Origin of the sequence: Planktophila warneckei (SeqCode) (genome assembly GCF_965234675.1) — a bacterium.
GTDB classification, from domain to species: Bacteria; Actinomycetota; Actinomycetes; order Nanopelagicales; family Nanopelagicaceae; genus Planktophila; species Planktophila warneckei.
On record NZ_OZ248350.1, the window covers coordinates 542,521 to 565,362 of the forward strand.

Consider the following 22,842-nt stretch of genomic DNA (forward strand, 5'->3'; position numbering starts at 1 on the left):
GCACACACAATCTGTTCTATTGTGAGCCTGTGCCACTATCAGATCGCGAAAAGCGCCTACTTGAAGAGATGGAGGCTGCCCTTTTAACTGAGGATCCACGCCTAGTTTCAGCTCTTTCAGCTACGCCAACCTCGCCCTCTCGAAATCGCATCATGGTCGGTGCAGGCTTACTCCTATTGGGATTGGCTACCTTGTTTGGCGGCCTCATCGCTCAAATTACCCCGATCGGAATCCTGGGCTTCATCATCGCCCTCACAGGCGTGATCAGCGCGATTTCAAGCATCTCTCCTCAGGTACGTGGCCCAAAGAAGGCCCCTCGTGCGCGTGGCAACTTAAGCGCTCGCATGGAAAAGCGTTGGGAAGACCGCAAGGAGCAGTAATAAGTAGGTAAAACCCTTTCAAGCCCCTCCATGTGAGGGGCTTTTTTCATGCTGCCGTGGGGGGGGAGGAGTGGGGCGGATTTGGGGTAAAAGTGGGAAAAGGTGGTTGAAAAAGGGGAAAAGTGGAGTAAAGTGGGGAATTAAGCGGGCACGAAAGTCCGCGGCGAACCTGGGCCAAACATCAGGTATTTGGGGGGCGCTGAAAATGTTTCTAGGCACCCACGAGCCACGTCTTGATGACAAAGGTCGCTTAATCCTTCCCGCGAAATTCCGCGAAGAACTTGCTGCAGGTTTAGTAATTACTAAAGGACAAGAACGTTGTCTTTATGTTTTTCCATCGAATGAATTTTCAGTAATTACAGAGACGCTAAAACAAGCGCCAGTCACTGCGAAATCAGCACGTGATTACAGCCGTGTGATGTTTGCTGGCGCACACGATGAAATTCCTGATCGTCAAGGTCGCGTAACAATTCCTCAATCACTTCGCACATATGCAGGTTTAGAAAAAGAGTGCGTTGTTATTGGTGCAAATACTCGCGTTGAAATTTGGGATGCAACTTCTTGGAATGAATATTTAGCAGATCGCGAAAAGAGCTTTGCTGATGTTTCAGAGGAGGTCTTTCCAGGATTGTTCTAACTCTCATTTGTGGCCACTGCCGACCCTTCGAACGTAGCGACGTCCCTTCCCCGGCGCCGTTGCAACACATAGATCCGTCGGCCGGCAGTGACCAGAGATGAGAGTCGCAAGGAAAGAGAAGTAATAACTCAGTAACTAGATGAAGTAAGGGGGAAGAGATGACAAGCACGACTGAACATGTATCTGTAATGCGCGATCGCTGCGTCAATCTTTTGTCTCCCGCAATTATTGCTTCCGCAAATCCAGTTGTTGTTGATGCAACCTTGGGGCTTGGTGGCCACACAGAGGCTTTGCTTCAGAAGTTCCCACATTTAACGGTTATCGGAATTGATCGCGATTTAGATGCGATTGCAAAGGCTACAGAGCGCCTTGCTCCATTTGCAGATCGCCTAAAGACTGCACATTCAACATTTGATCGTGTTGCAGATGTTGTCTCTAGTTTTGGATACTCACACATTGATGGCGCGTTATTTGATCTTGGTGTTTCATCGATGCAGCTAGATCAGGCAGAGCGTGGTTTTTCTTATTCACAGGATGCTCCACTTGATATGCGTATGGATCGCACTCAATCGCTAACTGCGGGGGAGATCATCAATACCTACGAGCCAGGTCAGTTAGTTCGCATTCTTCGTACATATGGTGAAGAAAAGTTTGCTACTCGTATCGTTGAATCAATTGTTAAGCAGCGCGCAATCGCTCCAATGAACTCAACAGCTCAGCTTGCAACGCTAGTAAAAGAGGCGATTCCAGCAGCTACTCGTCGTACAGGTGGCAATCCTGCAAAGCGCACCTTCCAAGCGCTTCGCATCGAAACAAATGATGAATTAGGCACGATTACTCGCGCACTTCCTGCAGCACTTGATCTTCTTAATGTAGGAGCTCGTTTAGTTGTTATGTCATTCCAATCTCTTGAAGATCGAATTGTGAAGCAGTTGTTTGTTGCTTCAACAACATCTGGCACTCCACGCGATCTTCCATTCGAGCTACCTGAATTTGCTGCCAAGTTTTCAATGATCACTCGCGGAAGCGAAACACCAACCGATGCCGAACTAGAAGAGAACTCACGTTCTCAATCTGTACGTCTTCGCGCAATCGAAAGGGTGGCCGCGTAATGGCTATGACCGCATTCGCTCCAGCGATTACTCGCTCCAAAGAAATTTTCGCCGAAAAGTCATCACAAGTTGTACTCAAGCTTGTGCCTGATCTATCCGACGGAAAGCAAGCAGATCGAAAGTTCTTCGCAACATTTGTAACTGTAGTTGGCGTTATTGGTCTCATGTTCCTTCTCCTGATCAATACCTTGCTAGCTCAAGATGCATTTGAACTTACTAACTTGAAGTTGCAAGCAAAGTTAGTAAGTGATGAACGCGAAGCAATTGCACGACAGATGGACAAAATCTCTTCTCCGGCATCACTCGCAAAGGAAGCTACCGCACTTGGTATGAAGCCTTCTGAGACTCCAACTTTCTTGTCATTAGACAAGCCAATAACAGAGGTACCGGTGAAGAATGGGTAATTTTTCTCTCGCGCGCAACAGAATTAGATTCTTAATTCTGTTTACCGCAGTCATCATGTTCTTGTTTGGTGTGCGCCTAGTACAGGTGCAGGCTCTGCAGGCAAATGATTACCGCTCTCGCGCAGTTAATGAGATGGAAAAGGTAAAGACTCTTCAGGCACCACGTGGAGATATCACCGATATCAACGGACTTCCATTTGCTCGCAGCGTTGCAGCAACCAGTATCGTCGTTGATCAGACCCAGATCCTTAATCCTGCAAAGACTGCAGCTTTTGTCGCTCCGATTCTTGGTCTGAGCACCGCTGAGGTTCAAACAGCAATCACTGGAAAACGTAAGTGGTACATGGTTGCCGAGAATGCAAAGCCCGCGACATGGTTAAAGCTGGCTAAAGCAATTGATCAATACAACGCGACCCTTCCTGGCATGAGCCCAGAGCGAATCATCGGATTCTTCCCAGAGCGCAGTTATGTTCGCGAGTATCCATCAGGCTCACTTATTGCTTCACTTATTGGTTTTGTAAATCACGACGGAATCGGTGCAACTGGACTTGAATCCAGCATGAACTCAACAATTTCTGGCATTAACGGTAAGTACTCATATGCAAATGGTTACAAGGCTGAAATTCCTGGCTCACAATCTGAAATCATTCCAGCACAAGCGGGAACATCTATTCGCTTAACAGTTGATCGCGATATTCAATGGGTGGCTTCAAAGGCGATTGCAGATGCTGTGAAGTCATCCCATGCAATAAGCGGAACTGTAATTGTTATGGATCCAAAGACTGGACAGATCTTGGCGCATGCAACAGCTCCAACTTTTGATCCAAATAACACCTCTAAGGTTTCGCTCGTTTCAATGCGCAACCCTTCTGTGCAAGATGTCTACGAACCAGGATCTACTGGAAAGGTAATGACACTTGCTGCAGCAATTGAAGAAAAGAAAATTACTCCAGAGACAGTGCTAACTGTTCCTTATGCATTAAAGCGTTCTACAAAGGTTTTCCATGATCACGAGCCACATGCGACACAGCGATTAACGGCATCAGGAATTTTGGCAGTCTCTAGTAACACCGGTTCCATTCAGATCGGTGAGATGTTGTCGAACGACACTTTGCATAACTATCTTTCAAAGTTTGGAATTGGCGAGAAAACTGGATCGGGACTTCCTGGTGAATCTCGCGGAATCCTTCCTAAGGTGGCAGACTGGTCTGGAACAACAGCGCCAACAGTTGCTTTTGGACAGGGATATTCATTAACTGCCATGCAGGCAACAAGCGTCTTCGCAACAATCGCCAATGATGGTGTTCGCGTTTCTCCAACAGTTATTGCTGGAACAAGTGATGCAAGCGGAAATTACACACCTTCTGCAACTCGCGAAAGTGTTCGAGTCGTAAGTTCTGAAACTGCACAAAAAATGCGCATCATGATGGAAAGCGTTGTTTCAGCAAATGGAACAGCACCTACAGCTGCAATCGCTGGATACCGCGTTGCAGGTAAGACCGGTACTGCGATGCGTATTGATGACACATGTGGTTGCTACCGCGGATACACAGCCTCATTTATTGGTTTTGCTCCAGCTGATAAGCCAGCGTATGTAATCTCTGTAACGATTCAAGATCCAAAGGGCCTTCACTGGGGCGGCGCACTTGGCGGTCCAGTATTTAAAAAGGTGATGTCATTTGTTCTTCAATCAAAGGGAATTGCACCAACTGGTACAAAGGTAGATCCAGTTGCATTGACAGAGAAGCAGCTCATTGCCGAAAGAAAATTGGCGGAACAGAAGGCTGCGCGTGTCAAGACCAATTGAGGAGTTCAAGCGAACCGTTGAAGCGGTAGCAGCGATTGCAAATGCAACACTGACTGGCAATGATTCAACTGTAATTTCTGGCTTAACGCTCAATAGCAATGCTGTTCAAGAAGGCGATCTTTTCATCGCACTTCCCGGAGAAAAAGCACATGGTGCAGATTTTGCAGCAGATGCAATTGCGCGGGGAGCGGTTGCCGTTCTTACTGATGCAGAAGGTGCCCACAAGATTTCAGGTGTTCCAGTCATAGTGTCTTCAAATCCACGACGTGCAGCAGGTGTCATTAGCGCTTGGTTCTACAGCGAACCGATGCGAGATCTGTATAGCGTTGGCGTGACTGGTACAAATGGAAAGACAACAGTTACGACCTTGCTGCACCAGATCATGTCTGCAGCAGGTCGCGAAAGCGGTTTAATCGGCACCGTAGAAACTCGCATCGGTGATGAAGTTGTCGCTAGCAAGCGCACAACCCCTGAAAGCAGCGATCTACAGGCGTTATCTGCCGTAATGCGCGAACGTCATATGAGAAACCTTGTCATGGAGGTTTCAAGCCATGCAATCGCGTTAGAGCGAATCCGCGGAAGTCACTTTTCAGTTGTTGCATTTACAAACTTGTCACAAGACCATCTTGATTTCCATAAGACTATGGATGATTACTTTGCAGCTAAGTCAAAGCTCTTTACCTTTGAGTTTGCAGATCTAGCCGTTATCAATATTGATGATGCATATGGCGTAAGGCTTGCATCATCTACTGAACTACCGGTTATGACAGTTTCTCGCCACGATCACAACGCTACTTGGCATTACGTTTCAATAACACGTGACTATGTCGGTGCTCATGTAGCAATCCGCGGAAGTGCCGGAATTCTGATCGAAGGAAAAGTTCACCTGCATGGTGGATACAACTTTGACAATCTACTTATGGCCGTTGCTATCGCAACTGAAAGCGGTATCGACCCAATTGATATTGCTGCGATCCTGCCTCAGTTAACTGGTGCAGCAGGACGTTTAGAAGCTGTGCGGCTTGGTCAAAACTTTACGGCACTCGTTGATTACGCACATTCACCAGATGCTGTTGCACGGGTACTTGAAACAGCTCATGAAATTACAGATGGTCGAGTCATTGCAGTTCTGGGTTGCGGTGGCGATCGAGATGCAAGCAAGCGTCCTTTAATGGGTAAGGCGTTGCATGAAGGCGCAGATGTGGCAATTTTTACCAGCGATAATCCACGTTCAGAAAAACCAGAAGCGATTTTGGTGCAGATGACTTTGGGATTAGATATTCAAGAGCCAAGTGCGATTATTGAAGATCGCGCAGATGCGATTCGCGCCGCTGTAAATGAAGCACAAGCAGGAGATGTGGTTTTAGTTCTTGGTAAAGGCCATGAAAAGGGTCAAGAGATCGCAGGCGTTAATCACCCATTTGATGATCGCGTAGAACTTGCAAAAGCGATTGAGGATAAAAAATGATTACATTAACCGCAGGTGAAATTGCCCTGCTTGTTGGTGGCGAGCTTCATTGCGATAAAGATCTTCTGGTCTCGAAAGCACCTGTATTTGATTCACGTTTAGCAACACCAGGTTGTATCTTCTTGGCGCTTAAGGGCGAAACCGTTGATGGTCATGATTTTGCAGCAGATGCTTATCGTGCAGGAGCGATGTTTTCACTGACAACTCATCGCATCGATGGGCCATGCATTGTCGTTAAGGATGTAATTGAAGCGGTAGCGATTTTGGCCACCTTTGTGCGCAAGCGTTTAACTGATCTAACAGTTATCGGAATTACTGGATCGCAAGGAAAGACCAGCACCAAAGATTTATTGGCACACATGTTGCGTGTAGCAGGCCCAACGGTTTCTCCTGCAGGTTCATTTAACAACGATCTTGGTTTACCAATCACATTGCTTGAATGTGATGAGCGTACAAAGTTCTGCATTCTTGAAATGGGCGCACGCCATAAAGGCGATATCGCTCGTTTGTGCACAATTGCGCAGCCCAATATTGGAGTTGTTCTAACGGTAGGTACAGCACACCTTGGTGAATTTGGATCTGTTCAAGCGATCGCTGAAACTAAATCTGAACTCATTCAGTCATTAAGTTCTGACGGAGTTGCTGTTCTTGGAAGCTTTGATCCATTTACGCCTGCGATGGCATCGTTACACCAGGGCCGCACAATTAACTTTGGTGATGGTCAAGAAGTGCGCGCAGCAGATATTGAAATTCGTGAAGGTCGACCACACTTTGATTTAGTTACTCCTGCCGGTCGCGATGCTGTTGGCATGCGAGTTGTGGGTGCGCATCAAATTTCAAATGCATTAGCGGTCGCAGCTGTCGGAACAGCTCTTGAGCTTCCGATTGAATTAATCGCAAGTTCATTATCAACCGCTGAAAACGCGAGCAAATGGCGCATGGAACTTCATGATGTCTTTGGGCTGCTCATTATTAATGATTCGTACAACGCTAATCCCGAATCAATGGCGGCAGCTTTGCGCTCCTTGGTGCTGTTTGCGCAGGAGCGCGGGGGAGAGTCGTGGGCATTCTTAGGAAAGATGCATGAACTCGGCGAGTCAGGCCCATCGCAACATGAGGCTATTGGCACCCTTGCTCAAGAGATTGGAATTGATCATCTTGTAGCCATTGGAGCTCCTGAATACGGGGATCCAAAGGGTCAGATGAAGGTTCATCACTACGCAAGCATTGATGAATGTTTATCCATGACAGATTATTTTTCTGCAGGAGATGTTGCTTTAGTTAAAGCTTCACGATCAGAAGGTTTTGAAGTTTTAGCTCAGAAGTTAGAAAGTTTGTGGTTGAACAAGAGCGGAGTTGAGAGTTGAGACAGATTCTGATCGCTGGTGCATTCGCACTGATCTTTGCACTCTTTGGCACACGAGTTTTAATCCGATTACTTGCTAGCAAGGGGTATGGACAGATCATTCGTGATGATGGTCCATCAACTCACCGCATCAAGCACGGAACCCCAACTATGGGCGGAATCATTTTTATTCTTGCAGCAGTTCTTGGATACTTCTTTGCCCACCTAATTTCAGGCACAGCTGTTACAGCCTCCGCGTTGTTAGTGATGGGGTTAGTTGTCGCACTTGGTTTTATTGGATTCTTAGATGATTGGCTCAAAGTTTCAAAGCAAAACTCTCGTGGCTTACCTGGGCGTTTCAAGTTACTAGGTCAAGCGGTTTTTGCAGCGATCTTTGGTTACATGGGACTTCAGTTTGTTGACCAGGATTCCTTAACTCCAATTTCACAGTACTTATCAGGAGTGCGCGAAACTTCAATTTATTTGGGATCAGCGGTCGTTGTTGTCTGGATTGTGCTGATGGTGATGTCTGCAAGTAATGGCGTGAACCTCACTGATGGACTTGATGGACTTGCAACTGGTGCATCAATCATGACTTTCCTTGCCTTTGTCTTAATCGGTGTGTGGGAGTTTGGACAAAGCTGTGCAATTAATGCAACAGCTGGTTGTTATGCGGTTCGTGATCCATTGGACCTTGCAGTACTTGCTGCAGCATTTGCTGGTGGATGTACCGGATTTTTATGGTGGAACACGGCGCCAGCAAAGATCTTTATGGGAGACACTGGTTCACTTGCATTAGGTGGAGCAATCGCAGGATTTGCAGCAACTTTACGTGTAGAACTTCTGCTTATTCCACTAGGCGGCCTATTTGTCATCATCACAATGTCGGTATTGATTCAGACTCTGTACTTCAAAATCAGTGGTGGAAAGCGCGTATTTAAGATGGCACCACTGCATCACCACTTTGAATTAATTGGCTGGGAGCAAATAACCATCGTTATTCGTTTCTGGATCATTGCAGGACTTAGCGTTGCAATGGGTCTTGGCTTGTTCTATGCGCAGTGGGTTGTTAAGTAATTCATGTCAATCAACTTTGCTAACCAACGTTTCCTTGTATTAGGAGCAGGAGTAACTGGTTCTGCAGTTGCCAAGTCTCTACAAGCACGTGGTGGCATCGTAAGCATTGCTGATGACAACGCACCTGATGCAATAAAGCCAGATGCGGTAGATCTCAATAACTTTGATTCCGTTGTGATTTCGCCGGGATGGCGTCAAGATCACCCGTTGGTCACAAAGGTGCTTGCCAGTAATTTGAATATTCTCAACGAAATTGATTTAGCGTGGCAGATTCGAGCAGAGGTTGCTCCAGGTCAAAAGTGGTTAGCGCTAACTGGAACCAATGGAAAAACGACTACCGTCGAAATGACTGCAAAGATTTTACAAACCGCAGGATTAAAGGCTGTTGCATGTGGCAATGTTGGCGACACGGTTATCGAAGCGGTAGATCGCACAGATCCTTACGATTACTTAGTTCTTGAACTCTCAAGCTTTCAACTGCACTGGTCTAAGCAGGCTCAATTCGTTTCTGCGGCCATCTTAAATATTGCAGATGACCACCTCGATTGGCATGGAGACTTCAACTCATATGCAGATGCAAAGTTTTCAATTTTAGATCGCGCAGCAATCGCAGTACTAAACGCCGATGATGGTGAGGTAGTTAAGCGTGCTAACCGATTTACCGATCGCAAAGTTTTCTTTTCACTAGAAACTCCTGCACCCGGTGAAATCGGGGTAGTAGAAGAGCTATTGGTGGATCGCGCTTTTGTTCCAGATCCACAACAGGCTTCCATGCTCTGCGAGTTAGCTGATATCAAGCCAACTGTTCCGCACAATGTTTCCAATGCGCTTGCCGCATCAGCACTTGCCCGTTCAATAGATGTTCCTCATGAAGTAATTCAAAAAGCATTGCAGGAGTTTCGCCCAGGTCGACACCGCATCGAAACAGTTTTCGAGTCAGACTCCATTGCCTGGGTTGATGATTCAAAGGCAACTAATCCACATGCAGCGGCAGCCTCTTTGATGTCTCATCTCTCAGTGATCTGGGTTGCTGGGGGATTGGCCAAGGGCGCAGATATGAACGCTCTAGTTCTTCGCTGCAAGGGAAGAATTAAAGCGGCAATTCTTATTGGAGCAGATCGTCAGTTAATCGCTGATGCATTAACTCAGCACGCACCTGAAATTCCACAACTGATTATCGATGCACCTGCTGATTATGTGCGCGGTGGTCAATCCAACGGATTAATGGAAGCTGTGGTTGCTGCAGCGCTTGAAAAAGTATCTGCGGGGGACACCGTTTTGATGGCTCCAGCATGCGCATCGATGGATCAATTCATTTCATACGCAGATCGTGGAGATCGCTTCGCCGCTGCCGTTAAAAAGTTGGTTGCTCATGAGTAATCAATCACGCGAAACTTTCTTTACCAAACCGGTCAATCTTTACTACATGTTGCTTGGAAGTACCCTTGGTTTAAGTTTGTTGGGTTTGATTATGGTTTTCTCTGCCTCTTCAATTCACTCGCTGGAAACTAAGGGAACATCCTTCGGAATTGTCTTGCGCCAGTTCATCTTCTTATTGCTTTCAGTTCCTATGGCGTGGGTGTTGTCTCGCCTTTCTTTGAATCAATGGAAGGTGCTTGCTCGCTTTGGCTTTTCAGTTTCCGTGTTCTTGCTTTTGATCGTGCAAGTAATCGGAAAGAGCGTTAACGGAAACCACAACTGGATTAGTTTGGGTTTTGTCGATGTCCAGCCCAGCGAGATCGCAAAGTTCATGATGATTTTGTGGGCTGGATTTATGCTGGCAAAGCAAGAACGCTCAGGTGTTGATCACATCGCAGTATTAAAGTTAATCGCACCTGCTTTTGCGCTGTGCATCATCCTTGTTATGGCCGGTAGTGATTTAGGTACCGCTTCAGTATTTGCCTGCATTTTGGCTGGCTTGTTGTGGGTATCGGGTCTGCGGTTGGGAATCTTCGGAATTGCGTTAAGTGTTGGTCTTGTTGGATTAACTGCAGCGATTCTTACCTCGCCCTATCGTGTTCAACGATTTATGGTTTTCTTAAATCCCTTTGCAGAAGATCAGTACAAGCTTTATGGATGGCAGCCTGCACACAGCTTGTTAGGCCTTGCCAGTGGTGGTCTATTTGGTGTTGGGCTAGGAGCAAGCCGCCAAAAGTGGGGAAACCTTGCTGAAGCTCATACCGACTTTATCTTCGCAGTAATTGGGGAAGAACTTGGATTATTTGGAACCCTTGCAACATTGTTGTTGCTTTCAATTCTGATCTTTTCAATCTTTAAATTAGCGTTGCGAGCCGGTGACCCAATGGTGCGTTATGTTGCATCTGGATTTGGTGTGTGGATCGCAATTCAAACAATCTTGAATATTGGCTCTGCAATCAGCGTTTTGCCGGTAGTTGGTGTGACTTTGCCTCTTGTTTCTTATGGAGGATCAGCCTTAATCGCCACGTATATGGGAATTGGATTTGTATTGGGTGCTGCACGTCGAGACCCAGTAATCTATAAAGAGTTAAAAGAGACAGGAATTAAATGGCTACGGTAGTTCTGGCAGGCGGAGGAACCGCTGGCCATATTGAACCTGCACTAGCTGTTGCACGTCAGTGGGCTGCTGCTCACCCACATGATCAATTGATATTTCTAGGAACTTCTAGTGGGCTTGAAACAGCACTTGTTCCAGCAGCGAACTTTCCTTTGCATTTGATTCCACGAGTTCGAATCTCACGCACGCCATCTGCATCCTGGTTGAAAATTCCAATCGACCTACTGTCATCGGTTCGCGCATGTTCAAAGGTCATAAAGGGTTCTTCAGCGGTTGTTGGTTTCGGGGGATATGTAAGCGCTCCTGCCTATATCGCTGCAAAACTTGCTGGTGTTCCTATTGTCATTCATGAAGCAAATGCAAAACCAGGGTGGGCAAATCGCTTAGGAGCCGCTTTCACAGATCATTTGGCGGTCGCTCATCCCGTTGAAAGCGGAAAGTTTTCTTCCGCACTACTTGCAGGTTTGCCACTACGTTCAGATGTTGCGCAAGGTTTTGTTGCAGCTGAAAAGGATTGGAAGAAGGCGCGAAAAGCTGCAAAGACGCGACTTGGATTTTCTGAGGATGCACCACTTGTGGTCATCATGGGTGGCTCACAGGGCTCTGTAGCAATAAATAAGGTCATTGAATCCTCACTTGATGTGTTCAATCGCAAAGGCGTTCAGGTTTTGCACTCAGTTGGAAAGCTCAACGCCCTGCCTGCGTCGACTTCCAGTTATAAAGCAGTTGCGTACATAGAGGCGATGGCAGATGCGTATTTAGCTGCAGATCTAGTGATTGGTCGCAGCGGAGCGGTGACCTGCAGCGAATTCAGAGCGCTGGGCCGTTACGCTCTTTTTGTGCCTCTACCAATAGGAAATGGCGAGCAGTTTGTTAATGCCGCATCCCTTGTGGCCGATGGTCGCGCACAAGTAATCACGCAAAAGGAGTTCACCGCGAAGTATCTGGAAAGCAATCTGGATGATTTGCTTCAGCAATCAACAAAAGCAAGTGCCGAAGGTAATGGCGCAGATCTACATGCAGCAGAAAAGATTGCATCGTTAACAGAGTTTGCGATGAAAGCATGAAGCCACAACTTTCCTCGCTTATAGGCAAGCGAGTTCACTTCATAGGTATCGGCGGAGCGGGCATGAGCGGATTAGCGCGCATTGCTCTGTCACATGGAATAACAGTCAGTGGTTCAGATGCGAAAGATTCATCTGTCGTCACAGCCTTGTCTGCACTTGGCGCAACTGTTGCAACTTCGCACAATGCAGCAAATGTAGATGGTGCTGATTTAGTTGTGTATTCAAATGCAATCGCTGCAAACAATCCTGAACGTATGCGCGCTGCCGAGTTACATACTCCAACACTTACACGTGCTGCAGCGCTATCCGTCTTAATGTCTGAATCAAAGAGCGTTGCAGTTGCAGGTACTCATGGCAAGACAACTACCTCATCAATGCTCGCTGTTGCATTACAGGCATGTGGCGCAGATCCATCATTTGCAATTGGCGGAACCATTACCGCATCTGGCTCAAATGCTCATCGCGGTACTGGCGAGATCTTTGTTGCTGAAGCAGATGAATCCGATGGTTCATTTATTGAATACAACCCATTTGCAGCGATCGTGACAAATGTCGAGCATGACCATGTTGATTTCTTTGCCACCGCCGAATCAGTTGCTCAAGCCTTCCGCGATTTTGCAGCAACTATCAAACCTGGGGGATTCCTTACTTATTGCGCAGATGATCAAGGCGCAGTTGCCTTAGCTAATTCCATCAGCGGCACAGAACTTGTTTCTTACGGAGTTTCAGAGAACGCCAATCTGCATATTGATCAGATTGAACTTTTAACAATGGGCTCAACAGCTCGTGCAATCTGGAATGGAAAGAGTGTTGGACATATCGAACTTCAAGTTCCTGGCCATCACAATCTATTAAATGCAGCAGGAGTATTAGCAACGGGGCTCAAGCTGGGCTTTGGAGCGGCGGAGCTATTAACGGGATTAAGCACATTTCGCGGCACAGGTCGCCGTTTTGAAGTAAAGGGAACAGTTCATGGTGTTCGTGTAATTGATGATTACGGCCATCACCCAACGGAACTCAAAGTAACCCTTGAAGCTGCACGACGTTATGCCGCAGATGGTCGTTTGATCGTGATCTTTCAACCGCATCGTTACTCGCGAACTCAAGCCTTTGCCCAAGGCTTTGCAGATGTTCTAGATACTGCAGATCGTGCAATTGTGCTCGAAGTGTATGCAGCAAGTGAAAAACCAATCGATGGTGTTACCTCAAAGATCATCACAAGCAAGATGAGCAAAGGCGAATACATTCCTAACTTTGTCGAAGTGACAGATTCTGTAATTGCTATGGCCGAACCTGGCGATGTCATCATGACTTTAGGTGCAGGCGATGTGAGCTCGCTAGCGCCGATCATTGTTGATGGATTAGCTCGCCGATTTAATCAATCATGAACCGTCGCTTAACTCTTCTGGTTGGCGCTGTTGTTTTAGCGGCTGCAACGTATGTACTTGGGTACTCATCGCTCTTCACGGTAAGTGCGGTAGAAGTTGTTGGTAGTAAAAATCAGATCAATCCCGGAATATCAATTGGTCAGAAGTTGGCTCGTGTCGAACCACGCGCAATTGCATCAAAGTTTGAAACCCTAGATTGGGTTGAATCAGCAAATGTTTCTCGCAACTGGATCAATGGCAAGGTCACGATTGAGTTAACTGAAAGAACACCTGTGGCCATCTTTAATAATCAGGTAATCGATTCATCTGGCAAGAGCTTCGCACTTCGCTCGGAACCATCAGCACCTCTGGTGCAGATTCAATCACCAGACTTAGAGGCTGCGGTTTCTGCCGTTTCTTTCTTTACCTCTCTTCCTGAAGAGCTCAAGTCAGCATTGACAGTTGTGAAGGTTCGCAGCACCGGCGCTTTGGTCCTCGAAATCAACAACGCTGGAAAAAATCTTGAGATTCGCTGGGGTACCAATTCAGATAATGAGTTGAAATTAAAGGTTTATAAAGCACTTTTAGCATTACCTGAAAACTCTGCAATCAAAAGAGTTGATCTATCTGCACCACATGCACCAATCGTTAAATAATTTTTAGAAAAGTAATTTTTGCGACACGTTAAACAAAACATGTCGGTGTTTGATAATCACCCGTATGCACTTTAAGTTCGCCTTATCGAAAAGTAGTGAATTGTAAGGCTCAAGTTGAGGTTTATGGTTCATAAGGAGGAAACAAAGTGGCTTCACCACAAAATTATTTAGCGGTCATCAAAGTCGTCGGCATTGGTGGCGGTGGAGTTAACGCAATCAATCGCATGATCGATGTCGGATTAAAGGGCGTCGAGTTCATTGCGATTAATACAGATGCACAACATTTGTTAATGAGTGATGCAGATGTGAAATTAGATATTGGTCGCAAGACAACACGTGGTCTTGGTGCAGGTATGGATCCAGATAAGGGTCGCGAAGCCGCACTTGATCACGCAGATGACATTGAAGAAATTCTTCGTGGCGCAGATATGGTTTTCGTAACTGCAGGCGAAGGTGGCGGAACCGGTACAGGTGCAGCTCCAGTTGTTGCAAAGATTGCTAAAGAGATTGGCGCGTTAACAATTGGTGTTGTTACTCGTCCATTCTCATTTGAAGCAAAGCTTCGTTCAACTCAGGCAGATGCTGGTATTGAAGCACTTCGTGCAGAAGTAGATACCTTGATCGTTATTCCTAATGATCGTTTACTTGCAATTTCAGATCGCACAATTACTTTGGCTGATGCCTTCAAGAGTGCAGATCAAGTTCTACTTTCAGGTGTTCAAGGAATTACCGAAATCATTACTCAGCCAGGACTTATCAACCTTGACTTCGCAGATGTTAAAGCGGTTATGTCAGGTGCGGGTTCTGCACTTATGGGAATTGGTTCTGCTCGTGGTGAAAATCGTGCACTACGTGCAGCAGAGCTTGCAATCTCAAGTCCGCTACTTGAAGCATCAATTGATGGCGCAATGGGCGTTCTTCTTTCAGTTTCTGGTGGATCAGATCTTGGTTTGTTTGAAGTTAACGAGGCGTGCGAGCTTGTTCAATCAGCTGTGCATCCAAACGCTAAGTTCATCTTCGGTACAACTATCGATGATGCCCTAGGTGATGAAGTTCGTATCACCGTTGTTGCAGCAGGTTTCGAAGGTGGAGAGCCTAAGAAGGTTGCAACACCTGTAATTGATGCGGCAACACTTGGTGGGGTAGCAGATCCGATTGCATCTAATGATCCAATCTCTGTGGCACTTGATCTCGGTAACGAAACTCCAAAGCGTCGCGTGACCTTTGAAGAGCTAGTTTCTGAAGATGAGATCGACGTTCCCGACTTCATGAAGTAAGGCTTTGCCTCACTTTTTTACTGATCGGCGCGGAGGCTCAAGCCTTGGCGCCTATGAATCCTTGAACTTTGGATTTCATGTTGGCGATGATCCTGCAGCGGTCACCTCGAATCGTTCATCGATTCCGAATGCTCAATTCATGAATCAAGTACATGGAGACAAGGTCGTAGTAATTGATGAATTACTTGCGACAGATCCAACCTGCGATGCAATGATCACAACTAAAACTGGAATCTCATTAGCTGTCATGGTTGCAGATTGCATTCCATTGCTTTTGATTTCACGCGAAGCGGTAGCTGCGGTTCATGTTGGACGCGCCGGATTGATTAATAAGGTCGCAAATAAAACCTTGCATCAAATGCGCACCATGGGTGCCATCGATGTACATGCGATCATCGGCCCATCTATTTGCGGCCGATGCTACGAAGTTCCATTTGAAATGCAGCAGGATGTCATCGCTGATCATCCTCGTGCATTTTCAACCACACATAAGGGAACTCCTGGTTTAGATCTTCCAGCGGCATTGATAGCCGATCTTGTTGCTGAAGGTGTCACCTATGAAGCCTCATCAAGCTGCACAATGGAAGATGATCTGTATTTTTCCCATCGCAAACACAATCCAACTGGTCGCTTTGCCGGAGTTGTTTCATTATGAGCCGCATCGATGAGATCTCTGCACGCCTTGAAATCGTGCGCGCCAATATTGCGGCCGTAGCCGATCATGAAGTTACTTTGATCGCGGTTACTAAGACCTTTCCAGTAAGTGATGCCCAGATTCTGCACGATTTAGGAGTCAGCAACTTTGGAGAAAATCGCGATGCCGAAGGTGCGGAAAAAGCGGCAATTGTTCCTGGCACCTGGCATTTCCAAGGTCAGATTCAAAGCAACAAGTTGAAATCGATAACTTCGTGGGCATCGGTAATTCATTCGTTGGATGACCCTCGACATTTTGAGATTATTGAACGGGTTGCACCCCATCCGCTAACAATCTTTTTGCAGGTTTCCTTAGATGGGGCACACCATCGCGGGGGAGCAGGCCTTGAAGAGCTGTACTCGTTGGCTGAGTTGGTAGAAAAATCTCCGACCCACACCTTGGCGGGGTTGATGTCGGTGCCTCCATTGGGGATTGAACCGGATGTTGCCTTTTCCCAATTAGCAGTGATCCACAATGATTTTATGAAGCGTTTCCCCGCGGCTACAAAGCTTTCGGCGGGCATGAGTGGGGATTACCAATCCGCGATTTCTCATGGTGCGACACATGTACGCGTAGGCTCATCAATCCTCGGTTCTCGCTAGGTGCGCAGGTAACCTTTCACTATGTCTAATGCAATCCGCCGTGTCGCTAATTACCTTGGTTTGATGGATGATCCTGAGTTCGATACTCCACAAACACAGTCATCATCTACACCAGCTGTTCCAGCAACAGGTGATGTCCGAATCAAAACTCGCGAGCCACGTGCCGTGTCAGCAGTTCGTCACACATCAGTAGTCGAAGTTGCTCCACAACTTGATCTTCCAACTTTGGATCGCATCATTACCTTGCATCCTCGTTACTACAACGAAGCGCGCACAATCGGTGAGCACTTCCGCCAAGGCAATCCAGTCATTATTAATCTGACTGAGATGGATGAGTCAGAGCACAAGCGCCTAGTTGATTTTGCATCTGGTCTTGCATTTGGTTTGCACGGAACAATTGAACGCGTTACCAAGAAGGTTTTCTTGATCTCGCCTGCAAATGTAAATGTCAGCACTGAAGATAAATCAGCCGCTGCACAAGCAAGCTTCTTTAACCAGAGCTGATTCATGTTGAGCGTCGGCTCACTACTTGCAACAATTCTGCAAGTATTTCTCTACGCCCTATTAGGTCGTTTGATCTTTGATTACATCCAGATGTTTTCACGCACCTGGCGACCACGCGGTCCAGTTCTTTACTTGGTTGAAGCGATCTACACAATCACAGACAAGCCAATGAAGTTTGTGGGACGTTTCGTTCCACCACTTCGATTGGGTGCAGTAAGTCTAGATATGAGTTTCATTGTGCTCTTTTTCGGAACACAAATCTTGATGGGTTTTGTTAGCCGGATTTAATTCTTGGCTAACTTAACTTCAACACCAATCTCAGTATCTGTAATCGCTAGCGCACTATCGCGCACCATTGATGTCGCCAAAACCTCATCTGCGATGTGCTGTTGATCAGCTTCAATAGCTGCAGCAATCTCAGCTGATGCATTCCATGTGACGGTAATTCGATCAGAGATCTCAAAGCCATCGCTCTTGCGACGCTCCTGAATAAATCTGATTACTTCACGCACATTTCCTGCAGCGATCAGGGCAGGGGTTAGTTGTAGATCCAGGGCAACGCTTTCGCCATCGTGGGATGAAACGCTCCATCCTGATTTTGGAACCTCAGTAACAACGAGGTCATCTAGTGCAATCTCCCAGGTGCCAACCGTAGTTGAGCCAGTTGAGCGAAGGGTCTTCACCAGAACAGTGGCATCAGCTGCAGCGATCGCCTTAGCGATCTCTTGTACAGCGCCACCAAACTTTGCGCCCAATGATTTGAAGTTAGCCTTCACGCTGATATCAACTAAATCTCCATCAGCATTTGCAATGTCCTCAAGGGTTTGAACATTCAATTCATCTGCAATTTGTTCGCGCATTGCTTCTGGCAATGTTGACCAACCACTTGCTGCAATGAGTGCGCGACCCAATGGCTGGCGAATCTTGATACCTGATTCAGCACGAGTTGCACGACCAAGTTCAACAATCCGTCGAGTCAATGCAACCTGAGCGCCAAGTTCTGTATTGATCGCTGATTGATCTGCAACAGGCCAATCAGAAAGGTGTACAGATGTTGGAGCGCTTGCATCAGTTGGGCGTACTAGCTCCTGCCACACCTGTTCAGTAATAAATGGAACTAGGGGAGCGAGCAACTGAGTAAGAGTTACCAAGCACTCATGCAAGGTTCCAAGTGCTGCTACATCTCCATCCCAGAAACGTCGACGTGAACGTCGCACATACCAGTTTGAAAGATCATCAATAAAACGAGCAAGTGCACGTCCTGCAATCTGTGAATCAAAATCTTCTAGCGCTGCATCAACCTCTTGAACCAAAAGATTGAGTTCAGAGATGATCCAGCGATCCATCAATGGACGATCTGCCACCGCAGGTGTTTGTGACAGTTCAAAGTTTGATGCCTTTGCATACAAAGCGTGGAATGACACTGTGTTCCAATAGGTAAGCAATGTCTTGCGAACAACCTCGTTGATGCTGTCATGGCCAACGCGACGAGCAGCCCACGGAGATCCCGCCGCCAACATGTACCAACGAACCGCATCTGCGCCGTGTTGATCCATCAAAGCCATTGGCTCTAGAACATTGCCAAGGTGCTTACTCATTTTGCGTCCATCCTTATCCAGGATGTGGCCTAGGCACAAAACTGTTTTATATGAGGATTGATCAAAGACCAAGGTTCCAATAGTCATTAATGTGTAGAACCAGCCACGAGTTTGATCGATCGCTTCGCAAATAAAGTCAGCAGGGTATGAAGCCTTGAACTTTTCTACTGAACCTTCTTTGTGCGGATATCCCCATTGAGCAAATGGCATGGCACCTGAGTCATACCAGCAATCGATAACTTCGGGCACTCGTGTCATTGTTTGTGAACATTCTGCGCAAGCAAAGGTGATGTCATCTACAAATGGACGGTGCGGATCAAGGTTTGAAAGCTCCTGTCCAGCAAGTGCGCCAAGCTCCTTCAGTGAATCAACACAAATTTCATGCTTGTTTTCGCAACGCCAAATTGGAAGCGGTGTTCCCCAATAACGGTTACGTGAAAGCGCCCAGTCAATGTTGTTGTTTAGCCAGTCGCCGTATCGGCCTTCCTTGATTGTTTCGGGATGCCAATCAGTCGCAGCATTTTCTCGCAGCAGCGCATCTTTAATAGAAGTGGTGCGGATGTACCAAGAAGGTTGCGCGTAGTACATCAACGCTGTGTGACAGCGCCAGCAATGTGGGTAGGTGTGCTCATACTGCTGATGCTTGTACAGCGCACCGCTTGCCTTGAGCTCCTTTACCAACGCTTTATCTGCCTCTTTGAAAAATACTCCACCAACAACTGGAACATCAGCTAAGAAATGTCCATCAGGTGCAATTGGATTTACAACAGGCAATCCATAGCTACGGCACACCGCTAAGTCATCTGCACCAAATGCTGGTGCTTGGTGAACTAAGCCGGTTCCATCTTCAGTTGTTACATAAGTTGCAAGAACAACATAGTGAGCATCTGGAATTTCGATGTAATCAAATGGTCGCTTGTATGTAACGCGCTCAAGCTCTTTGCCCAACATCGTCTTTAGGATCTTCTTCTCGCCCTTAACTGTCTCCATCAAATTTTGAGCAACAACCAAAACTTCAGTTGTCTCTTCATGTGTCACTTCAATTGCTACATATTCAACATCTGGGTGAACAGCAACAGCTGTGTTGGAAACCAATGTCCATGGGGTAGTGGTCCAGACCAATAAAGATGCGTTAAGCGGTGCTAATTCACCAGATGTAACTGGAAAGCGAACAAAGACAGATGGATCTGTAACAGTCTCATACCCTTGCGCTAACTCGTGATCTGATAACCCTGTTCCGCAACGAGGGCAGTACGGAGCAACGCGATGATCCTGAACTAATAATCCCTTTTTCCAAATCTCTTTCAGAGACCACCACACAGATTCAACATATTCTGGTGACATCGTCCAATACGCTTCATCAAAATCAACCCAGAAGCCCATGCGATCTGTCATATCTGTAAATGCACTTACGTGACGCTGAACTGATTCGCGACACTTGTCATTAAATGGTGCGATACCAAACTTTTCGATATCTCCCTTGCCAGAAAAACCAAGCTCTTTTTCAACTGCGATTTCAACTGGAAGACCATGGCAATCCCAACCCGCTTTACGAGTTACCTGCTTGCCCTTCATGGTGTGAAAACGTGGAAACAAATCCTTAAATACGCGAGCTTCAATGTGGTGAGTACCAGGCATTCCATTTGCAGTTGGTGGACCTTCATAAAAAGTCCAGGCTGGTGCACCTTCGCGTGCCGCAACGGTTTGTTCAAAGATTGAGTTTTCGCGCCAGAACTTTAAAATTGAATGTTCGACGGCAGGCAGATCAACAGCTGCTGGAATAGCGCGAAATGACATAAAAAAATCCTCCAGAAAACAATCTCTGGAGGGACGATCGCTGCATTCACAGCGTTCGCGGTACCACCCGCCTTGTGCATCGAAATGCACCACTTCATATCTTGCGTGCCGGTTCTACATGAGCTTTTCGCTCAATTCTTCCTGCTGGCTCGTGAGGTGATGGCCCCGTCAACGCCGCTTACGCGAGGGCTTAAGTGTAGTTCATGGGGATATAAAAGAATGACCGTGGCGAAATTGGTAACCGCGCCCGCTTGGGCATAAGGTTCGCGACATGCCTAAGAAGCCTGTAAAGAAAGCGGCCGCGAAGAAAGCTGCGGTTAAAAAGGCTCCTGCAAAGAAGGCGGCGGTAAAAAAGGTCGCCAAGAAAGCGGCGGTAAAGAAGGTCGCTAAGAAGGCAGCACCTGCCAAGAAAGCTGCTGCGAAAGCTCCAGCGAAGAAGGCGGCCCCTGCCAAGAAAGCTTCAGTTAAAAGTATTCCTGTAAAGAAAGCTCCCGGAAAGCCATTTCCTTCAAAGACAACTCTTACAGTTGATGAAAAATCACAGACTGTTTCAGTTTCAACGGTAACTGCGCCAGTTGTTGCGCCAGTTGTTGAGGAACGTCGCTTGGTTATGCCACCTCCACCGCGTCCCGTTAAGAGCGGTAAGAAGATTGCACCACTAAAGCCAATAAAGGGCGCTCCAATTCCTGTTGTTGTTAGCGACTCTGAATCTCCATGGACCGCCGCTGAAATTAAAGCGATCCGCACAGAAATTTCAAAGGAGCTCGAGCGCTTGCGTAAAGAGCTTGCAGTTGTTGAACGTGAGATGGATGAGTTAATCCAGGAATCTGGCGAAGGCGCTGGCGATGATCAAGCAGATGCTGGAACAAAGACTTTTGAACGCGAACATGAGATGTCATTGGTTATCAATGCACGTGACATGGTTTTGCAAACCGAGCGCGCACTTGAGCGCATCGATAACAAGAGTTATGGAAACTGCGAAGAGTGCGGTTCTCCAATTGGTAAGGCACGTCTACAAGTTTTCCCTCGCGCAACTCTCTGCATGCTGTGCAAGCAGAAGGAAGAACGGCGCTAACTGTGCGCACATGGCGCACACTTTTTAGTGTTGCCTGGTTTGTGTGGGTTTTAGATCTAGCTACAAAAATCTGGGCGGTTAGCACCCTTTCCCATCGATCAAATATCAAAGTACTTGGTTCATTTTTCCAATTAACCTTTGTGCGAAATTCTGGCGCAGCATTTTCATTTGCTGAAGGTGCAACAATCTTTTTATCCTTGTTCGGAATCGCAGTACTAGTTGCGATTTTTTACTTTTCTCCACAAATTACATCTAAAGGCTGGGCGGTTGTTTTGGGGTTAGTAATGGGCGGAATTCTGGGCAATTTAGTTGATCGGATCTTCCGTGAACCAGGTGTTTTACGCGGACATGTCATTGACTGGATGCAGCTCCCACATTGGCCGATATTTAACGTAGCTGATTCAGCAATTGTCATCGCAGCCTTGATTTCGATGATTTTGACGGGGCGAAATATCCCACCCATAACAAAGGTAGGCTCCTAGGTATGAGCAACCGTGAACATCGCACATTAACTGTTCCTGAAGGTGTTGCCGGCGAACGTATCGACAGCGCATTAACTCGCGTTTTAGGGTTATCGCGCACCGCAGTTGTGAAGCTACTTGAAGATGGCGACATCACCACTGGCGGAAAGCAAATGCCAAAATCTGATCGGGTTACTGCAGGTCAAGTTATAGAAGTTTTGATGCCAGCTCCAATTAATGCAGATCCAATTCCACTTACGCCTATCGAAGGCCTAAGCATTATTTACGATGACAATGACATCGTTGTTATTGATAAGCCAATCGGATGTGCAGCACACCCAAGTCCAGGATGGACCGGCCCAACAGTTGTTGGTGCATTGATGGCAGCTGGTTACACAATTTCAACAACTGGTCCCGCAGAGCGTCAGGGAATTGTTCATCGTCTTGATGTTGGTACAAGTGGCTTGATGATCGTTGCAAAGAGCGACAAGGCTTTTCATGTATTGAAAGATGCCTTCCGAAATCGCACAGTCGACAAGGTGTATCACGCATTAGTTCAGGGTCACATGGATCCAACAACTGGAACTATCGATGCACCAATCGATCGCCATCCAAAGGAAGATCACCGCTTTGCAGTTATTGCAACAGGTAAAGAATCAATCACGCACTACGAGGTCATGGAGTTTTATCGTGGCGTTTCAATGGTGAAGATTGAATTGGAAACCGGACGTACTCACCAGATTCGTGTTCACTTTTCAGCACTTCACCATCCATTGGTGGGGGATACGACGTATGGTGCAGATCCCGTGCTGGGTAAGAGTTTAGGAATGTCTCGACCTTGGCTTCACGCTGCCGAACTTCACTTTGCCCACCCAATCACTGGCCAGGCTTTGAACTTTGAAGCCCCATACCCGGCCGATCTCACACGCTCGCTGGCGTTGCTTTCCGACGCCGTTCTGCCTTAACCACTAATCTCGC

The 22,842-nt window shown here is 46.9% G+C and carries 22 protein-coding genes; 21 read left to right on the forward strand and 1 reads right to left on the reverse strand.

Translation table 11 applies throughout. The annotated features are described in order from the left end of the window. Positions 1–29: 29 nt before the first annotated feature. The 18 genes from AC8GFU_RS02905 (at position 30) to AC8GFU_RS02990 (ending at position 17,221) form a co-directional block, all read left to right on the forward strand. Positions 30–380, forward strand: coding sequence for a DUF3040 domain-containing protein (locus AC8GFU_RS02905; protein WP_506627006.1), 351 nt, complete (start codon positions 30–32; stop codon positions 378–380). Between the two features lie 205 nt (positions 381–585). Further along, positions 586–1,017, forward strand: a complete 432-nt coding sequence (mraZ, locus tag AC8GFU_RS02910; RefSeq protein WP_506627007.1) for a division/cell wall cluster transcriptional repressor MraZ — start codon at positions 586–588, stop codon at positions 1,015–1,017. A gap of 158 nt (positions 1,018–1,175) precedes the next feature. Further along, positions 1,176–2,129, forward strand: a complete 954-nt coding sequence (gene rsmH, locus AC8GFU_RS02915) for a 16S rRNA (cytosine(1402)-N(4))-methyltransferase RsmH (RefSeq protein ID WP_506627008.1) — start codon at positions 1,176–1,178, stop codon at positions 2,127–2,129. Beyond that, positions 2,129–2,533, forward strand: coding sequence for a cell division protein FtsL (gene ftsL / locus AC8GFU_RS02920; RefSeq protein ID WP_506627009.1), 405 nt, complete (start codon positions 2,129–2,131; stop codon positions 2,531–2,533). Before rsmH ends, ftsL begins: the two co-directional genes overlap by 1 nt. Then, the gene (locus AC8GFU_RS02925; RefSeq protein ID WP_506627010.1) at positions 2,526–4,340 is read left to right on the forward strand and encodes a peptidoglycan D,D-transpeptidase FtsI family protein; all 1,815 of its coding nucleotides are present in this window, start codon (positions 2,526–2,528) and stop codon (positions 4,338–4,340) included. The genes ftsL and AC8GFU_RS02925 overlap by 8 nt, the downstream gene beginning before the upstream one ends. Beyond that, complete coding sequence (locus AC8GFU_RS02930; protein WP_506627012.1) at positions 4,324–5,808, forward strand: UDP-N-acetylmuramoyl-L-alanyl-D-glutamate--2,6-diaminopimelate ligase; 1,485 nt, start codon at positions 4,324–4,326, stop codon at positions 5,806–5,808. The genes AC8GFU_RS02925 and AC8GFU_RS02930 overlap by 17 nt, the downstream gene beginning before the upstream one ends. After that, complete coding sequence (locus tag AC8GFU_RS02935) at positions 5,805–7,175, forward strand: UDP-N-acetylmuramoyl-tripeptide--D-alanyl-D-alanine ligase (protein WP_506627013.1); 1,371 nt, start codon at positions 5,805–5,807, stop codon at positions 7,173–7,175. Before AC8GFU_RS02930 ends, AC8GFU_RS02935 begins: the two co-directional genes overlap by 4 nt. Continuing rightward, complete coding sequence (gene mraY, locus AC8GFU_RS02940) at positions 7,172–8,230, forward strand: phospho-N-acetylmuramoyl-pentapeptide-transferase (protein ID WP_506627014.1); 1,059 nt, start codon at positions 7,172–7,174, stop codon at positions 8,228–8,230. The genes AC8GFU_RS02935 and mraY overlap by 4 nt, the downstream gene beginning before the upstream one ends. A 3-nt stretch (positions 8,231–8,233) precedes the next feature. Next, on the forward strand, positions 8,234–9,610 hold the full coding sequence (gene murD, locus AC8GFU_RS02945) for a UDP-N-acetylmuramoyl-L-alanine--D-glutamate ligase (protein WP_506627015.1): 1,377 nt from the start codon (positions 8,234–8,236) through the stop codon (positions 9,608–9,610). Further along, positions 9,603–10,769, forward strand: a complete 1,167-nt coding sequence (gene ftsW / locus AC8GFU_RS02950; RefSeq protein ID WP_506627016.1) for a putative lipid II flippase FtsW — start codon at positions 9,603–9,605, stop codon at positions 10,767–10,769. The genes murD and ftsW overlap by 8 nt, the downstream gene beginning before the upstream one ends. Further along, a complete protein-coding gene (locus AC8GFU_RS02955) occupies positions 10,757–11,833 on the forward strand; it encodes a UDP-N-acetylglucosamine--N-acetylmuramyl-(pentapeptide) pyrophosphoryl-undecaprenol N-acetylglucosamine transferase (RefSeq protein ID WP_506627017.1) in 1,077 nt (358 codons plus the stop codon). Before ftsW ends, AC8GFU_RS02955 begins: the two co-directional genes overlap by 13 nt. Beyond that, entirely contained in the window at positions 11,830–13,221 is a 1,392-nt protein-coding gene (gene murC / locus AC8GFU_RS02960) for a UDP-N-acetylmuramate--L-alanine ligase (RefSeq protein ID WP_506627018.1), read from the forward strand. The genes AC8GFU_RS02955 and murC overlap by 4 nt, the downstream gene beginning before the upstream one ends. Then, on the forward strand, positions 13,218–13,856 hold the full coding sequence (locus AC8GFU_RS02965; RefSeq protein WP_506627019.1) for a cell division protein FtsQ/DivIB: 639 nt from the start codon (positions 13,218–13,220) through the stop codon (positions 13,854–13,856). The genes murC and AC8GFU_RS02965 overlap by 4 nt, the downstream gene beginning before the upstream one ends. A 146-nt stretch (positions 13,857–14,002) precedes the next feature. Further along, complete coding sequence (gene ftsZ / locus AC8GFU_RS02970; RefSeq protein ID WP_506627020.1) at positions 14,003–15,133, forward strand: cell division protein FtsZ; 1,131 nt, start codon at positions 14,003–14,005, stop codon at positions 15,131–15,133. Positions 15,134–15,194: 61 nt separating this feature from the next. Continuing rightward, positions 15,195–15,788: a purine nucleoside phosphorylase YfiH/LACC1 family protein gene (locus tag AC8GFU_RS02975; RefSeq protein ID WP_506627021.1), complete on the forward strand. Its 594-nt coding sequence runs from the start codon at positions 15,195–15,197 to the stop codon at positions 15,786–15,788. Continuing rightward, entirely contained in the window at positions 15,785–16,429 is a 645-nt protein-coding gene (locus tag AC8GFU_RS02980; protein ID WP_506627022.1) for a YggS family pyridoxal phosphate-dependent enzyme, read from the forward strand. The genes AC8GFU_RS02975 and AC8GFU_RS02980 overlap by 4 nt, the downstream gene beginning before the upstream one ends. A 21-nt stretch (positions 16,430–16,450) precedes the next feature. Beyond that, complete coding sequence (locus tag AC8GFU_RS02985; RefSeq protein WP_506627023.1) at positions 16,451–16,933, forward strand: cell division protein SepF; 483 nt, start codon at positions 16,451–16,453, stop codon at positions 16,931–16,933. 3 nt (positions 16,934–16,936) lie between these two features. Next, positions 16,937–17,221, forward strand: coding sequence for a YggT family protein (locus AC8GFU_RS02990; protein WP_506627024.1), 285 nt, complete (start codon positions 16,937–16,939; stop codon positions 17,219–17,221). Here AC8GFU_RS02990 and ileS read toward each other — a convergent pair. Beyond that, complete coding sequence (gene ileS, locus AC8GFU_RS02995; RefSeq protein ID WP_506627025.1) at positions 17,218–20,328, reverse strand: isoleucine--tRNA ligase; 3,111 nt, start codon at positions 20,326–20,328, stop codon at positions 17,218–17,220. The two genes, AC8GFU_RS02990 and ileS, sit on opposite strands and share 4 nt — an antisense overlap. 271 nt (positions 20,329–20,599) lie before the next feature. On the opposite strand from ileS, the gene AC8GFU_RS03000 reads away from it, so the two are divergent. The 3 genes from AC8GFU_RS03000 to AC8GFU_RS03010 are packed head-to-tail and all read left to right on the forward strand — an operon-like array spanning position 20,600 to position 22,829. Further along, on the forward strand, positions 20,600–21,403 hold the full coding sequence (locus AC8GFU_RS03000) for a TraR/DksA family transcriptional regulator (protein ID WP_506627026.1): 804 nt from the start codon (positions 20,600–20,602) through the stop codon (positions 21,401–21,403). A 2-nt stretch (positions 21,404–21,405) separates the two neighbouring features. Then, a complete protein-coding gene (lspA, locus tag AC8GFU_RS03005) occupies positions 21,406–21,885 on the forward strand; it encodes a signal peptidase II (RefSeq protein WP_506627027.1) in 480 nt (159 codons plus the stop codon). A gap of 2 nt (positions 21,886–21,887) precedes the next feature. After that, positions 21,888–22,829: an RluA family pseudouridine synthase gene (locus AC8GFU_RS03010; RefSeq protein ID WP_506627028.1), complete on the forward strand. Its 942-nt coding sequence runs from the start codon at positions 21,888–21,890 to the stop codon at positions 22,827–22,829. The last annotated feature ends 13 nt before the right edge of the window (positions 22,830–22,842 follow it).

What these genes read in the sequence shown, in the direction of transcription:
- mraZ (WP_506627007.1), top strand. Translation starts at nt 586, where the DNA reads ATGTTTCTAGGCACCCACGAGCCACGTCTTGATGACAAAGGTCGCTTA.
- rsmH (WP_506627008.1), top strand. Translation starts at nt 1,176, where the DNA reads ATGACAAGCACGACTGAACATGTATCTGTAATGCGCGATCGCTGCGTC.
- ftsL (WP_506627009.1), top strand. Translation starts at nt 2,129, where the DNA reads ATGGCTATGACCGCATTCGCTCCAGCGATTACTCGCTCCAAAGAAATT.
- AC8GFU_RS02925 (WP_506627010.1), top strand. Translation starts at nt 2,526, where the DNA reads ATGGGTAATTTTTCTCTCGCGCGCAACAGAATTAGATTCTTAATTCTG.
- AC8GFU_RS02935 (WP_506627013.1), top strand. Translation starts at nt 5,805, where the DNA reads ATGATTACATTAACCGCAGGTGAAATTGCCCTGCTTGTTGGTGGCGAG.
- murD (WP_506627015.1), top strand. Translation starts at nt 8,234, where the DNA reads ATGTCAATCAACTTTGCTAACCAACGTTTCCTTGTATTAGGAGCAGGA.
- ftsW (WP_506627016.1), top strand. Translation starts at nt 9,603, where the DNA reads ATGAGTAATCAATCACGCGAAACTTTCTTTACCAAACCGGTCAATCTT.
- AC8GFU_RS02955 (WP_506627017.1), top strand. Translation starts at nt 10,757, where the DNA reads ATGGCTACGGTAGTTCTGGCAGGCGGAGGAACCGCTGGCCATATTGAA.
- murC (WP_506627018.1), top strand. Translation starts at nt 11,830, where the DNA reads ATGAAGCCACAACTTTCCTCGCTTATAGGCAAGCGAGTTCACTTCATA.
- AC8GFU_RS02965 (WP_506627019.1), top strand. Translation starts at nt 13,218, where the DNA reads ATGAACCGTCGCTTAACTCTTCTGGTTGGCGCTGTTGTTTTAGCGGCT.
- AC8GFU_RS02980 (WP_506627022.1), top strand. Translation starts at nt 15,785, where the DNA reads ATGAGCCGCATCGATGAGATCTCTGCACGCCTTGAAATCGTGCGCGCC.
- AC8GFU_RS02985 (WP_506627023.1), top strand. Translation starts at nt 16,451, where the DNA reads ATGTCTAATGCAATCCGCCGTGTCGCTAATTACCTTGGTTTGATGGAT.
- AC8GFU_RS02990 (WP_506627024.1), top strand. Translation starts at nt 16,937, where the DNA reads ATGTTGAGCGTCGGCTCACTACTTGCAACAATTCTGCAAGTATTTCTC.
- ileS (WP_506627025.1), bottom strand. Translation starts at nt 20,328, where the DNA reads ATGTCATTTCGCGCTATTCCAGCAGCTGTTGATCTGCCTGCCGTCGAA.
- AC8GFU_RS03000 (WP_506627026.1), top strand. Translation starts at nt 20,600, where the DNA reads ATGCCTAAGAAGCCTGTAAAGAAAGCGGCCGCGAAGAAAGCTGCGGTT.
- AC8GFU_RS03010 (WP_506627028.1), top strand. Translation starts at nt 21,888, where the DNA reads ATGAGCAACCGTGAACATCGCACATTAACTGTTCCTGAAGGTGTTGCC.